The following is a 13,704-nucleotide window of genomic DNA, read 5'->3' as shown; positions in this document are numbered from 1 at the left end:
AAAGTTATCTTCGCAGATTGTAAAATATAACTAAATGAAGAAAAAAACCAAAATACATTTTGAAATTTCTGAGCGTAAAATTTTGCTTAGAATTTTAGATGTGGTTTTTGTACTAGGAGGATTGCAGTTAGTAAGCAGGTTTCTAGATTTTGACTATTTTCAAGTGTCACAAGCTCACTGGGCTTGGATTATTGTATTAGCAGTGTATCTTACTATTTTTTGTACCATTTTTGAGTTATATAATTTACAAAAAACGAATAGTTATTTAAAAGTCTTTAAAAATCTAGTTTTAGCAAGCTCTGTTACGGTTTTGTTCTATTTGTTAACTCCTTTTTATACGCCGCTATTACCAGCAAATAGATTTCAGATTGTTGTTTTTTACTTTACATTTTTAGGAATGTTAATCTTATGGAGGTTTGCCTATATTAGATTTATTTCATCTCCTAGGTTTTACAAAAAAGTGGTGGTGGTAGGAGATTCATTCAATATTAATAATATAGCAACAGAGTTAGAAAAAGCCGATCCTAATTACATTGTAGCAGGATATATCGATACTAGAGACCCTAACCAATTAACAGAAGGGGAGCGTGTTATAAAAAAAGTAAGAGTAGAAGAATTAAAAGAATTTATTAAGAAAGAGCATATTGGTGAAATAGTTGTCTCTACAGGTTACTCTACAGGGATGGAAAAACATTTATATGATGTTTTAATAGATCTTTTAGAGGTAGGTTTTTCTATAAGAGAATATGATCAGGTTTATGAAGAGTTAACCAGTAAAATTCCAGTTTCTAGATTACAAGAAGATTTTTACAAATATTTCCCTTTTAGTAGAAGTAACCACAATAAACTATATTTATTTTTTCATCGTATTTACGATTTAGTATTTTCTGTAGTTGGTTTAACACTAGGCTCATTATTACTTCCATTTGTTTTTATAGGAAATTTATTAGGTAACCGAGGGCCTTTATTTTATAGTCAAATAAGAGTAGGTAGGCACGGAGAGCATTTTAAAATAGTTAAACTTCGTACAATGGTTACCAATGCTGAAGCCTCTGGAGCGCAATGGGCGCAAGCAAACGATGCTAGAATTACAAAGTTTGGTAAATTTTTAAGAAAAACTAGGCTAGATGAAATTCCGCAGTTTTACAATGTGCTGAGTGGAGATATGAGTTTAATTGGGCCAAGGCCAGAAAGACCTGTTTTTGTAAAAGAACTAGCTAAAGAGATTCCTTTTTATGAAATTAGACATGTAATTAAACCTGGTTTAACTGGTTGGGCGCAGGTGAGTATTAGTTACGGTTCTACAGTGCAAGATAGTTTGCATAAACTTCAGTATGATTTATACTACATTAAAAAGAGAGGGCTTTTCTTAGACTTAAGAATTATTTTGAAGACTTTAAGTACTGTTATCTTTTTTAGAGGGCAGTAATTAATACTGGCATAATTCTTCTCAAAATCATAGAAAATATAGCTTTTCTATCTTTTATTATACTTGATTTCTTCTTCTGGTTAGTGCAAATAAGAAAATAAACAAAGCTAAAAATTGTGCTATTCTAGGTAAATAATCTCCAAATCTTACATAAAATGTCTGTATATTGTTAAGGTTAACATTCGCTTTTAAACTTCCTTGCTCTTCATACGCTAAAGAATCTAAAATTTCACCTTTAGAATTGATAACCGCAGAAATACCCGTATTAGCACTTCTTACTACGTTTTTTCTGTTTTCTATGGCTCTTAGTCTAGCATAGCTTAAATGTTGTTGGTGCCCTTGTGTGTTACCCCACCAAGCATCATTTGTAATAATAGCTAAAAGTTGAGCGCCATTTTTCACATAGTTAGTAACATACTCTCCATAAACAGATTCATAACAAATTACAGGGGCTACTTTTTCTCCAGAATTTAGCAGAAAAACAGCTCGATCTTCTTGCGTAGTTTTCATAGCTACCGTACCTCCTAAATCTATCATAGCATCTCCTAAAATAGGTTTTAAAGTAGATTGATAAGGGAAGTTTTCTACCCCTACTACTAGTTTAGATTTATGATAAATCTGTTCTTTTTCATTATTTAACAAGAAAGCAGAATTGTAATCATTATACCAAAGCCCTTCTTTGTAATAATTAGACTGTGGACCAATTTTATTTTCATCTGAAAATAATTCAGCAAAAGAAATACCACCTAAAAAATTAGCTTGTGGATGATTGATGTTGATTTGTTTCCCGTAATGATATGCTGTAGAGTTTTTAAAATCATTAATTTTTGTACCATTTGCAAAAACAGTTTCTGGTGCAACTACTAATTTGGTAGAATCTGTAATTTTATCTTCGGTTAATTTGTTTAATAATTGTCCAATTTTTCGGTCGTTAGTATTGTATTTTTCGGTGTACGGATTAATGTTTGGTTGTAGAATTACAACTTCCATTGTAGTAGAAGTTTTTTCTTCTTCAGAATAAAATAAAATAAAAGAAACTATAATTGGGGTTATAATGAATAAACTGTTTTTTAAAATACCGCGGTAAATAATAGCTTTGTCTTTGTGTTGGGTGTAAAGCAAAACTGTTTTAAATATACTGATGTTTACAAGCCAAACCCAAAGTGTACCTCCAAAAGTACCGGTAAACTCATACCATTGTATCCATTTAAAATATTCTGAAAATCCGTTACCTAAATTAAGCCAAGGCCAAGAAAACTCCCAGTTGAGGTGCATTTTTTCAAAACACATCCATAAACAGATTAAAAAAGTTGCGCCAGCAGTAAAGTTTACTTTTTTAGCTATTTTATGATATATAAAAAACACCAATGACATTAATAAACTATTGGCTAGTACTGCAAACCACATTCCGAAAGGAGTAGAGTAAAATAACCAATTGGTGGTAATAATATTCCAGATGAAGAAAGTTAGGTAAGCTACAAGAAATACTTTTGAGCCTACTTTACTGTTTTTGTTTCTTAAATTAAATTCAGCAAAAAGTAAAGGTACAAAAGCAAAAAACAGTAATAAGGGAAAACCATAAGTAGGCCATCCTGCGGCTAAAAGTAAACCACTTGTTAATGCTAATAAAAAATTCTTCATATAAACAGAATTAGAGTTTCAAATTTAGAAAAACTTAATTCAAAGAAGAGGCTAAGCATGAAAAAAGTTATCGGAATAAGGTCCAATCTAATTTTAAAGAGAATACGTTAGAATAAAGAGCAACACTTTGGTCGCCTATATCTGTAAAAGCATAGTCTAAATGAATGCCTTTGTATTTAAAACCAATTCCAAACCCTGGCTGAAAGCCAACTTCTGTAGTATTATCAAATTGTTCTACGTTTTGAAAATTACCAACCCCGCCACGTAAATAAACTAAATCAATATAGCCAACCTCAAAACCGAAAGAAGGGGTTACGCTAATAGCTGAAGATGAAAAAATATCGTTAGTCTCTGCAAAACGCATATGTAGGTCTAGTTCTGTTTTAATATCAAAATCGTATCTAACCGTAAATGTTTTAGCAATCCCTAGTTGTAGTTTTGGGATAGTAATTTCTGTAGTTTCTGGTAATTCTTGGTTTTCTCCTTCTATGGCTTCTTGTACAGTACTATATTCTTCTTCATCTATAGTCCACGTATTATAAGTGGTAGTGATATCTCTAGCCATAGCACCAAATACCCAGCCGCTTCTGTCGGTTTTGTATTGAAATCCGGCGTCAAAGCCTACCCCCCAAGAAGTAGCAAAATCTCCAATAATTCTTCTTATCACTTTTGCATTTACTCCGTAACTAAAACCATCTACAAGTAATAAATTTCTGGCATAAGATAATGTGAACGCATAATCTGCAGCAGAAAAGTAGGTGATATTGTCATAGTTTATTTGTCCGTTTTGGTCAATTAATTGGGTAGTGTTCATAATATTATCTACACCAAATCTAATTACGCTAAAAGCAACCGTACTTCTATCATCTATAGGCATTGCTCCCGCTAAATAATCATAATTAGCAATGTTTGCAAAATAACTAGAGTGCATTAAAGAAACCTCATTGTCTTCTAAATTCATTAGGCCAGCGGGGTTCCAGTATGCGGAGTTAACATCGTCACTTGTTGCTACTACAGAATTAGCCATACCAAAAGCAGCAGCATCTACTCCAATGTTTAAAAACTCATTAGAGTATTTTGCTAAGGTTTGAGCAAAGAGAGAGGGCCCTAAAAAAATAAAGAATAATAGTAATTTACGGTTCACCGACTTTTAAATTTTGGCAAATATCTTAATTAATTTATAATATAAACTTTTATTCTTGTTATATATTGTCTTTACTATTTATGTCTTTCTGCAAGTTTTGTACATTTACATCTAAAAAAATAACCCATGTTAAAGAGACAAGTACCTAATATTATAACCCTATTTAATTTACTTTCAGGTTGTACAGCTGTAATTTTAGCAATGCAAAATAACTTAGTGGGGGCTGCTATATTTGTTGGTTTGGGTATATTTTTTGATTTTTTTGATGGGTTAGCAGCAAGAAGCTTAAAAGTACAAAGTGAATTAGGTTTGCAGTTAGACTCTCTAGCAGATATGGTAACTAGTGGTCTGGCTCCTGGCATAGTTATGTTTCAGTTAATGAAAAAGTCTGTAGGTTTTAATAGTGTCTTACCTGTAGATTGGTTGTCAACTTCTATTGTAGAGGTTGGTTTCCCTTTATTTGCTGTGTTAGGTCTTTTAATCACTTTAGCTTCTGCATACAGACTTGCAAAGTTTAATATAGATGATAGGCAAACTTCTTCTTTTATAGGTTTACCTACACCAGCAAATGCTATTTTTATTTTAAGCCTACCATTAATAATAATATATCAGCCAGAACTTTGGGTGGTAGATTTAATTTTAAATAAATGGATTTTATTGGGTATTACTTTATTAAGCTGTTTTATGCTGAATGTAGAAATACCTTTATTTGCTTTAAAGTTTAAAAATTTCAATTTTAAAGAAAACTGGTTTAGGTTTTTATTTTTAATTTTTTCAGTGCTTGCTATTCTTTTTCTTCAATATTTAGCATTGCCAATTATTATCGTTACTTATATATTGTTATCAATTTTGTTAAATATGTATCATAATAAGCAGTGAAGATAAGTGATTATCTACTTTTTGAGCTTGTTTTTTCTCTATTTACCCTGTGAAATAAAACCTAATACTTAGATTAAAAGAAATAATTATCGATTAAAAAATCATTGATATGCTGTTCGTCTAAATAATTGGTGAGGTTATCGAAAACTTACTGATATTCAAGGGTGAAGGGGGGGTATGTGTTATTTTTGCATTAATAAATAACTACTTTTTGGTTATTTATATAAAAGCCTTTTGGTATAAAAATGCAAGTTTATGAAAAAACAATTATTATTATTTGCGCTAATTTTTACTTGTTTTACTGTCTCTGCACAATCTACTAGATGGACCGGTTTAATCAATTCTGATTGGACTAATCTTTTAAATTGGACTAATGGTGTTCCTACTAGTAACTCAGAAGTAGAAATTAATTTTATAAATCCACTTTTATCAGAACCAATTTTATCAGGTAATGTAACTATTAAAGAGTTAGAGTTAGGGAGTAACGGACAAACTTTAACCATAGCTAATGGAGGTGTGTTAGAAATAACAGAAACACTATCTTTAGGATATTCGGCAACTTTAGATATAGGTGATGGAGATGTTATAGTAAATGATGACTCAACAATTAATGGTGTAATCAGTATTGATGGAGGGAGTTTACAGTTTAAAGATGGAGTAACATTAACTAATGCAGATTTAAATGTAATTTCAGGTGAAGTTACTGTTGGAAATACAGGAACTAGTCTTGTTGAATTTAATATGTCTGGAACAAGTGATTTTTCTTTAAACGCTTCAAATTTATCAATATATGGTTCTGTAAATATTTTAGGATTTTCTGATTTTGATGCAGGTACAGGAACAATTAGTATTACTGAAGATGCAAATTTTACAGGTAATTCTAGTTTTGACTTAAATCAAGGTCAAATTGAGATTTATGGATCTACATTGTTTAATTCTTATTTTACGGCAAGTAACGGATCTCTTATTTTTCATGATGATATAACCTTTTATTGGGGATCTTTTGATGCTGGTGAAAGTAATACTGTTTTAGATGGTAATATTACTATAGGCAATAATGGTACAGGTAAATCTGGGTCTACAGGTAGTTTTTATAATGTCTTGATTACCTCGGGAAATGTGGTAGAAGGTGATTTGCCTTTAACAATATCTGGAGATTTTGACAATCAAGGAAGTTACACACATTTAGCAGGAACTACAATAGATATTTACGGAGACGTGGTAGGGTATAATAATATGTACACAGATTCTCCTTTTGTTACGTATGTTACCGCTACTACAGATACTACAATAGAGGTAGCTTTTAGTGAAGCCCTTTCTGTAGCGTCTATAGCTAACATTGCAAATAATACTTCTATTAGAAGTAGCTCGTTTACCAACTCTATTAGTAGTCCGCTTATGTCTGCCACTTTAAAAACGGGAACAGATAATATTTTGGTATTTACATTTAATAAGTCTATAGATTTAACTTCTAATAACAATTATTTGTGGATATACGGTAATGTAGAAGATTTGAGTGGTAATTCTATTCAAAATCCTTACATCAAAGAAATAAAAGAAGTAAGAGATATTTATTGGTCTGGTAATAATAACTCTAGTTGGACTAATATTAGTAATTGGGTAGATAACACAGGTATTTTACGTGGAAGCTTTCCAGATCCATCAGAAGGCTATAATTTATATTTTGATGAAAATGCAGTAAATGATTTAGTATTGCCACAAGATATTGTAGTAAATAGTTATAAAAATACTTCTACAAAAAACTTGAACCTTAATGGTTATACAATTTCAATTTCAGAAGATATCCATGTTGTTAATTCTAAAATTATTGCGAATGGTCTTGCATCAAAATTGATTCTTAATGGAGAAAAAAAGCAAGTAATACCTTCAGATATTTTTTTTAATAATACAATAGATAATCTTACTATAGCTAATACAGGAGAAGGTGTTTTGTTAGAAGGAGATTTAAACCTAACAGGAATTTTACGTTTAAGTAATGGTGTTTTTGATACGCAAGATCATCTAACTTTTAAAAGTGATTTAAATAAAACCGCTATAGTTGCTCCTATCACCAATGGTTCTATTTTAGGAAATGTTACGGTAGAAAGATATATGCCAGCAAGAAGAGCTTTTAGATTTGTAACCTCTTCTGTAAATACATCAACATCAATTCATGATAACTGGCAAGAAGGTGTAAATAATACAGGTATAACAGAGGCAGATAATTTAAATCCTAATCCAGGATTTGGAACGCATATCACAGGTTCAACAATAGGAGCTAATGGTTTAGATGCTACTCCATCAGGAAATCCATCTTTGTACAAATTTGATAATGCTACCCAAAATTGGACAACTATATCTAATACGTTGACAGAAAAATTAGAAGCAGGGGTGCCTTATAGAATGTTGATTAGAGGAGATAGAAGTATTGATGTAACAAGTAATTCTACCACACCACAGCCTACTATTTTAAAGGCTGTAGGAGAGTTAGCTACAGGTTTCTTTATATACGACCAAATGGAGGCTACTGCTGGTACATTTGAGTTAATAGGTAATCCCTACCAAGCAGCGGTAGATGTACAGCAATTATTGCAAAATTCAGGAGGAATTAATAAGCAGTTTTTTTATGTATGGGATCCTACGCAAAACACAAGAGGGGCTTTTGTTACAATAGATGCTAACTTAAACTCAAGCAACATGTCAAGTTCTACAGCTAATAAATATTTACAGCCTTGGCAAGCAGCTTTTGTAGAGGTAAATGGGAGTAGTAGTTACCCTTACATAAATTTTACAGAAGAATTAAAAAGAGAAACTACTGTTACTACAACTACTTACAGTGTATCAGATGACAATACATATAAATTACAAGTAAGTTTATTTGAAGCAGATGCTTACCAAAATGGAGAAGCTGCAGCAGATGGATTTATAGTTAATTTTTCTGATCAATTTTCAAATAGTGTAGATGATTATGATGCTGTTAAGTTTTACAATTTAGATGAAATGTTAGCTATTTCTAATAGCGATAATCTTTTAAGCATCGAGAACAGAGCTTTAGTAAAAGCGGGAGATGAAATTGAATTTTTTAATGCTACTTATCGTAATACCAACTATGTTTACTTAATAGATGTTCCTGTATTTAATGGTTTTGTAGGGTATTTGTATGATAGCTATTTAGATAAATATATAGCACTTAAACCTGGCGTTGAAAATTTTATATCTTTTCAAGTAGATGCTAGTGTAGATGAAAGCGTGGCTTCAAATAGGTTTAAAATTGTATTTGAAGAAGAAACACTTGGGACAGAAGATTACCTTATAAATAATAATTTAAGTTTATACCCTAACCCAACAAGTGAAGGTTATGTAAATATTTCTATTTCAGATATCAATATATCAAAAGATTTAACCGTAAAAGTTTATAGTATACTAGGTCAACAAGTTTATGAAACTGCAGAAACCTTTGAAGAAGGAAAATTAACTTTACCTACAAATACTTTTTCTTCTGGAGTATATCTAGTAAAAGTTGAAAATGAAAATATTAGCTATACCAAAAAATTAGTTGTTGAATAATCCCCACAATTCTATTCAACCAAAATCCTTTTATGTACGTAAAAGGATTTTTTTATCTCTATTTCCGTAAAATTTAGGTGCTATTGTTATTACATATATAATTATTAATAAATTTTATAGCTATAATTTATAAAATCATCATCAATTTGATGGTTTATCTAAATTTCAAGGAAGTAGTTTCCCGATTAAAATACCTTTTATTTCGATTAAAATCTCGCCATTTCCTTTGGTCGAAATTAAATCGCACTTCAACGAAAAGATTATTTCAAAGAGATGTTCTGATTTATTTTTGTACCGTTATTTAAGTAGTTAATGAGTTGTTTTATAACTCTTTAAAGTAATAGGTTTTAAAAGTATTTATATATATTATTATGAAAAAAATTATTCTTTTATTCATTTTTATTTTTACATATATTGGTGTTAACGCGCAATATACAAAATGGGTTGGTTCTGTAAGTGCTGACTGGGATACTGCTGCAAACTGGTCTAATGGAGTGCCTACTTCTGCAGGCACAGCAGAGGTGAGTTGGATTAATTCTAATAATTACCAGCCTGTATTAAGTACCAATACTACTGTAAATCAATTAACTTTAGGTAGTAATAATCAGACTTTAAGTATTGTTAATGGGGCTGTGTTAAATGTATCTACAACTTTATCTATAGGAAATAGTGGAACATTAGACGTTGGTACAGGAATCGTAATTGTTAATGACTTTTCTACAATTCAAGGAACTTTAAATGTAGGGACTGGTAGTATACAATTTATAGGTGGTGTTACTTTAAATAATGTAGCAACCAATTTGTACGGTGGTCAGTTTATAGTAGGACAAGCAGGAGGTAGCTCAGTTTCTTTTAATATTACTGGTCAATCAAAGTTTAATTTAAATAATTCTGATTTAATTATTTATGGTCCTGCAGTTTTTGATGGAAGTGCTGTGGTAGATGCAGGTACTGGTAATATTGAAATTTACGGAGATTCACAATTTAGTGGAAATTTGACATTTGATTTAAATCAAGCAGATTTAGTTATTGATGGTTCTTCAGTTTTTAATGGTAGTGCTGTGTTTGATGCAGGTACCGGAGATATTGAAATTCACGGAGATTCAGAATTTAGTGGTGGAAGTACTTTTGATTTAGAGCAAGCTGATATAGAGTTTCACGGTGAAACAGTCTTTAAATCATCTTTTGATGCCAATGAAGGAGATCTTACTTTTCATGATGATATAGTTTTTGATTGGGGAGGTGGTACTTTTGATCCTGGAGAGAGTACTACAATTTTAGATGGAGATATTACTATTGGTAATAATAATAATGGTCAATACGGGCAAACAGGTAGTTTTAATGATGTAGTTATTACAGAAGGCTCTGATGTTACTGGAGATTTACCTCTTAATGTTACAGGAAACTTTACTAATAATGGAGATTATAATCATTTAACAGGAACACATTTAGATATTTATGGAGAAATTATTGGGTATGAAGATATGACAACAGATTTTCCGTTTGTAATGTACGTAAACCTAATCTCTTCTACTTCAATTGAAGTTGTTTTTAGTGAGGCTATATTAACTAATTCTTTATCTAATCTTTCTGCGAGTAACACTTTTATTAGAGATGGTTATTCAAACTCTCCATCAGTGCTAAGTTCATTGTCTTCTGCTAATTTAAAATCAGGAACTAATAATGTTGTGGTTTTAAACTTTGCTACACCTATTGAACTAGATTCTACAAGTAATTATTTATGGATAGAAACAACAGTTGAAGATGTTGATAATAATTCAATACGTAATCCTTATATAAAACAATTACAAGTAGCTAATGAAATTTACTGGGTAGGTACTAATAGCTCAAATTGGAAAAACGCAAGTAACTGGGATGATGTTACGGGGATATTAGATGGGACTTTCCCTAATCCACTAGGTGGTTATGATTTGAAATTTGCAGATAACGCAGTAAGAGATTTAATATTACTAGAAGATATTGAAATAGAAAACTATGAAAATTTTTCAACTAAAGATTTAGAATTAAATGGTTTTTCTATGTCAGTTAGTGAGAATATGTCTGTAAGTAACACATATATATGGGGAGATAGTGAAGGTTCAGAATTAATTTTATCTGGAGAACAAAATCAGACTATACCAAGTAATATTTTTGAAAACAATACTTTACATAGTCTTACTATAAATAATAATGAAGAAGTTATTTTAGAAGGTGAGTTAAATTTAACAGGAGTTCTTTCTCTTGATAATGGTGTGTTGGTTACTCAAGATAATTTAACACTTAAAAGTTATTTAAATAATACAGCTATTGTTGCCCCTGTAACTAATGGATCTATTTTAGGAGATGTAACTGTAGAAAGATACATACCTGCAAAGAGAGCTTTTAGATTTGTAACTTCATCTGTAACTACTACCACTTCTATTCACGAGAATTGGCAAGAAGGAGCAAACAATACAGGTTTAGATAGAAGTGATAATTTAAATCCAAACCCTGGATTTGGAGCTCACATTACAGGTTCTACTATAGGAGCTAATGGATTAGATGCAACTCCATCAGGTAACCCTTCTCTTTTTAAGTATAATAGTGATACACAAACGTATGAAGCAATAACTAATACGTTCAATGAAACAATTCAAGCTGGTGTAGCTTACAGTATGATGATTAGAGGAGATAGAAGTATAGATGTTACAAATAACGATGCTGTTGCAGAAGCTACTATTTTAAGAGCTAAAGGAGAGTTAATGACAGGTAATTATTACTATAGTGGAGCGCAAGTTCCAGCTACAGGTGGATTTGAATTAATAGGTAATCCTTACCAAGCAGCAATTGATGGAGAAGATTTGTTACAAAGTTCAAATGGTGTTAATCAACAATTTGTATATGTGTGGGATCCTACGCAAAACACAAGAGGGGCTTATGTTACAGTAGATGTAAATTCTAATGCTAATAACTTATCAAGTTCTACAGCTAATAAATATATACAACCTTGGCAAGCAGTATTTGTAGAAGTAAATCCAAGTCAGACTCCTTCTTTTAAAGTTGAAGAAAGTTTTAAGTCAGAAACTACAACAACTACAACTACTTATAGTGTTGCTGAAAACGATAATTCTTTATTACAAGTAACATTATTTGAAAGGGATGCGTATTTAAATGGAGGAAATGCAGCAGATGGATTTGTGATAAACTTCTCTAGTGAGTTTTCTAATGAAGTAGATAATCACGATGCAATTAAGTTTGATAACCAAGATGAAATGTTGGCTATAAATAAAAATGGTAACCTTTTAAGTATAGAAAATAGAGGGCAGATAGAAAAAGGTGATGAAATTGAATTTTATTCAAGTAAATATCGCTTTTCAGATTATATATATATAATTAATGTACCAAATTTTGAAGGTTTTACAGCTTATTTAGAAGATAGCTATTTAAAGAAAACTATTCAATTAAAAGAAGGCGGTGAAAATTTTATATCGTTTCAAGTAGATATCAATATAGATGAGAGTATAGCTTCAGATAGATTTAAAATAAATTTTGCAGTAGACTCTACTTTAAATGTTGAAGATTTTGATTTGAATAACAACTTTGTTATTTATCCAAACCCAACTAATACAGGCTACTTTAATATTGGTTTATCAAACGTAAATAACGATGTAACTATAGAAGTATTTAGTTTACTAGGTCAAAAAGTATATGAAACTAACGATACTATGGTGAACGGAAAATTAACTTTAAGTACAAGTGAATTTTCAACTGGAGTTTATTTAGTAAAAATGACTGCAGATGGAGTGAGCTATACAAAGAAATTGATTGTAGAGTAATCTACATATTAATAAACTCAATAAAAAAATCCTTTTATGAAAATAAAAGGATTTTTTTATTATAAATGATTAAAGAAATTAATTGAATAATTTCTTCTTTCTTAATTCAAAATTCTGACCTAGGTATACTTTTCTTACCATTTCGTCTTCAGCTAATTCTTCTGGTTGTCCGTGTTTTAATATACTACCTTCAAACATTAAATAAGTTCTATCTGTAATGGCTAAAGTTTCTTGTACGTTGTGATCTGTAATTAAAATACCTATATTTTTATTTTTTAACTGCGCAACAATTCTTTGAATGTCTTCTACTGCAACAGGGTCTACTCCAGCAAAAGGTTCATCTAGTAAAATAAATTTTGGATCTGTAGCTAAAGCTCGTGCAATTTCTGTTCTTCTACGTTCACCTCCAGAAAGTAAATCTCCACGGCTTTTACGAATATGGCTTAAGCTAAACTCTTCAATTAAACTTTCCATTTTCATTTCTCTTTCTTTTTTAGAGAGTTTGGTAAGTTGAAGAACACTCATGATGTTATCTTCTATACTTAACTTTCTAAATACAGATGCTTCTTGTGCTAAATATCCAATTCCGTTTTGTGCTCTTTTATACATTGGGAATTTGGTGATATCTGTTTTTTCTAGAAAAATATTCCCGCTATTAGGTTTAATTAAACCAACAATCATGTAAAAAGAAGTTGTTTTTCCTGCTCCATTTGGCCCTAGTAAACCTACAATTTCTCCTTGGTTTACTTCTACAGAAATTCCTTTTACAACTTTTCTTCCTTTATAGGCTTTAATTAAATTTTCTGCTTTTAACTTCATTACTCTAATAGCGATTTTAAACTAAACATAAGGAGCTTTTAAAAAAGCTCCTTTTTTTTATTTTTTACTTTCTAAGGTTTCCCAATATTCGTAGGCTCTACGTAAATGAGGTATTACAATAGTACCTCCTATTAATGTGCCAATACTTAAAGTTTCCATTACCTGTTCTTTTTGTAGACCAGCTTTATGGCTTGACTCTAAGTGATATTTAACACAGTCATCACATCTTAATACTAAAGATGCTACTAAGCCTAATAATTCTTTGGTTTTTACATCTAAGGCACCTTCAGCAAAAGCATTGGTGTCTAGGTTAAAAATTCTTTTGAGTACTTTATTGTTTTCTCCTAGAATTTTATCATTCATTTTTTGACGATAAGCATTAAACTCATCTACTTGATCAATCATTCTTC

Annotated in this window: 8 protein-coding genes; 4 read left to right on the top strand and 4 right to left on the bottom strand. The window is 30.8% G+C overall.

The window, feature by feature from the left end:
* The first annotated feature begins 34 nt into the window (after positions 1 to 34).
* Positions 35 to 1,429, top strand: coding sequence for a sugar transferase (locus BUC03_RS01610; protein WP_073147564.1), 1,395 nt, complete (start codon positions 35 to 37; stop codon positions 1,427 to 1,429).
* 57 nt (positions 1,430 to 1,486) lie between these two features.
* Here BUC03_RS01610 and lnt read toward each other — a convergent pair whose 3' ends face one another.
* Positions 1,487 to 3,070, bottom strand: a complete 1,584-nt coding sequence (gene lnt, locus BUC03_RS01605; RefSeq protein ID WP_073147562.1) for an apolipoprotein N-acyltransferase — start codon at positions 3,068 to 3,070, stop codon at positions 1,487 to 1,489.
* Between the two features lie 67 nt (positions 3,071 to 3,137).
* Positions 3,138 to 4,214 (bottom strand): putative type IX sorting system protein PorV2, encoded by a 1,077-nt coding sequence (locus BUC03_RS01600; protein WP_073147560.1) that lies wholly within the window; start codon positions 4,212 to 4,214, stop codon positions 3,138 to 3,140.
* Between the two features lie 126 nt (positions 4,215 to 4,340).
* Here BUC03_RS01600 and BUC03_RS01595 point away from each other — a divergent pair, with 126 nt between their 5' ends.
* The 3 genes from BUC03_RS01595 to BUC03_RS01585 all read left to right on the top strand — a co-directional run bounded on the left by BUC03_RS01595 (position 4,341) and on the right by BUC03_RS01585 (position 12,475).
* Complete coding sequence (locus BUC03_RS01595) at positions 4,341 to 5,093, top strand: CDP-alcohol phosphatidyltransferase family protein (RefSeq protein WP_073147558.1); 753 nt, start codon at positions 4,341 to 4,343, stop codon at positions 5,091 to 5,093.
* A 255-nt stretch (positions 5,094 to 5,348) separates the two neighbouring features.
* Positions 5,349 to 8,660, top strand: coding sequence for a T9SS type A sorting domain-containing protein (locus tag BUC03_RS01590; RefSeq protein WP_073147556.1), 3,312 nt, complete (start codon positions 5,349 to 5,351; stop codon positions 8,658 to 8,660).
* Between the two features lie 371 nt (positions 8,661 to 9,031).
* A complete protein-coding gene (locus BUC03_RS01585) occupies positions 9,032 to 12,475 on the top strand; it encodes a T9SS type A sorting domain-containing protein (RefSeq protein WP_073147553.1) in 3,444 nt (1,147 codons plus the stop codon).
* 78 nt (positions 12,476 to 12,553) lie between these two features.
* Here BUC03_RS01585 and lptB read toward each other — a convergent pair whose 3' ends face one another.
* Positions 12,554 to 13,294, bottom strand: a complete 741-nt coding sequence (lptB, locus tag BUC03_RS01580) for an LPS export ABC transporter ATP-binding protein (protein WP_073147551.1) — start codon at positions 13,292 to 13,294, stop codon at positions 12,554 to 12,556.
* A gap of 57 nt (positions 13,295 to 13,351) precedes the next feature.
* A complete protein-coding gene (locus tag BUC03_RS01575; RefSeq protein WP_073147549.1) occupies positions 13,352 to 13,699 on the bottom strand; it encodes a carboxymuconolactone decarboxylase family protein in 348 nt (115 codons plus the stop codon).
* Positions 13,700 to 13,704: the final 5 nt, after the last annotated feature.

The organism is Mesonia phycicola, assembly GCF_900141885.1.
Lineage (GTDB): Bacteria > Bacteroidota > Bacteroidia > Flavobacteriales > Flavobacteriaceae > Mesonia > Mesonia phycicola.
This window is presented reverse-complemented; position numbering and strand designations above follow the sequence as displayed.

What these genes read in the sequence shown, in the direction of transcription:
- BUC03_RS01610 (WP_073147564.1), top strand. Translation starts at nt 35, where the DNA reads ATGAAGAAAAAAACCAAAATACATTTTGAAATTTCTGAGCGTAAAATT.
- BUC03_RS01595 (WP_073147558.1), top strand. Translation starts at nt 4,341, where the DNA reads ATGTTAAAGAGACAAGTACCTAATATTATAACCCTATTTAATTTACTT.
- BUC03_RS01590 (WP_073147556.1), top strand. Translation starts at nt 5,349, where the DNA reads ATGAAAAAACAATTATTATTATTTGCGCTAATTTTTACTTGTTTTACT.
- BUC03_RS01585 (WP_073147553.1), top strand. Translation starts at nt 9,032, where the DNA reads ATGAAAAAAATTATTCTTTTATTCATTTTTATTTTTACATATATTGGT.
- lnt (WP_073147562.1), bottom strand. Translation starts at nt 3,070, where the DNA reads ATGAAGAATTTTTTATTAGCATTAACAAGTGGTTTACTTTTAGCCGCA.
- lptB (WP_073147551.1), bottom strand. Translation starts at nt 13,294, where the DNA reads ATGAAGTTAAAAGCAGAAAATTTAATTAAAGCCTATAAAGGAAGAAAA.
- BUC03_RS01575 (WP_073147549.1), bottom strand. Translation starts at nt 13,699, where the DNA reads ATGATTGATCAAGTAGATGAGTTTAATGCTTATCGTCAAAAAATGAAT.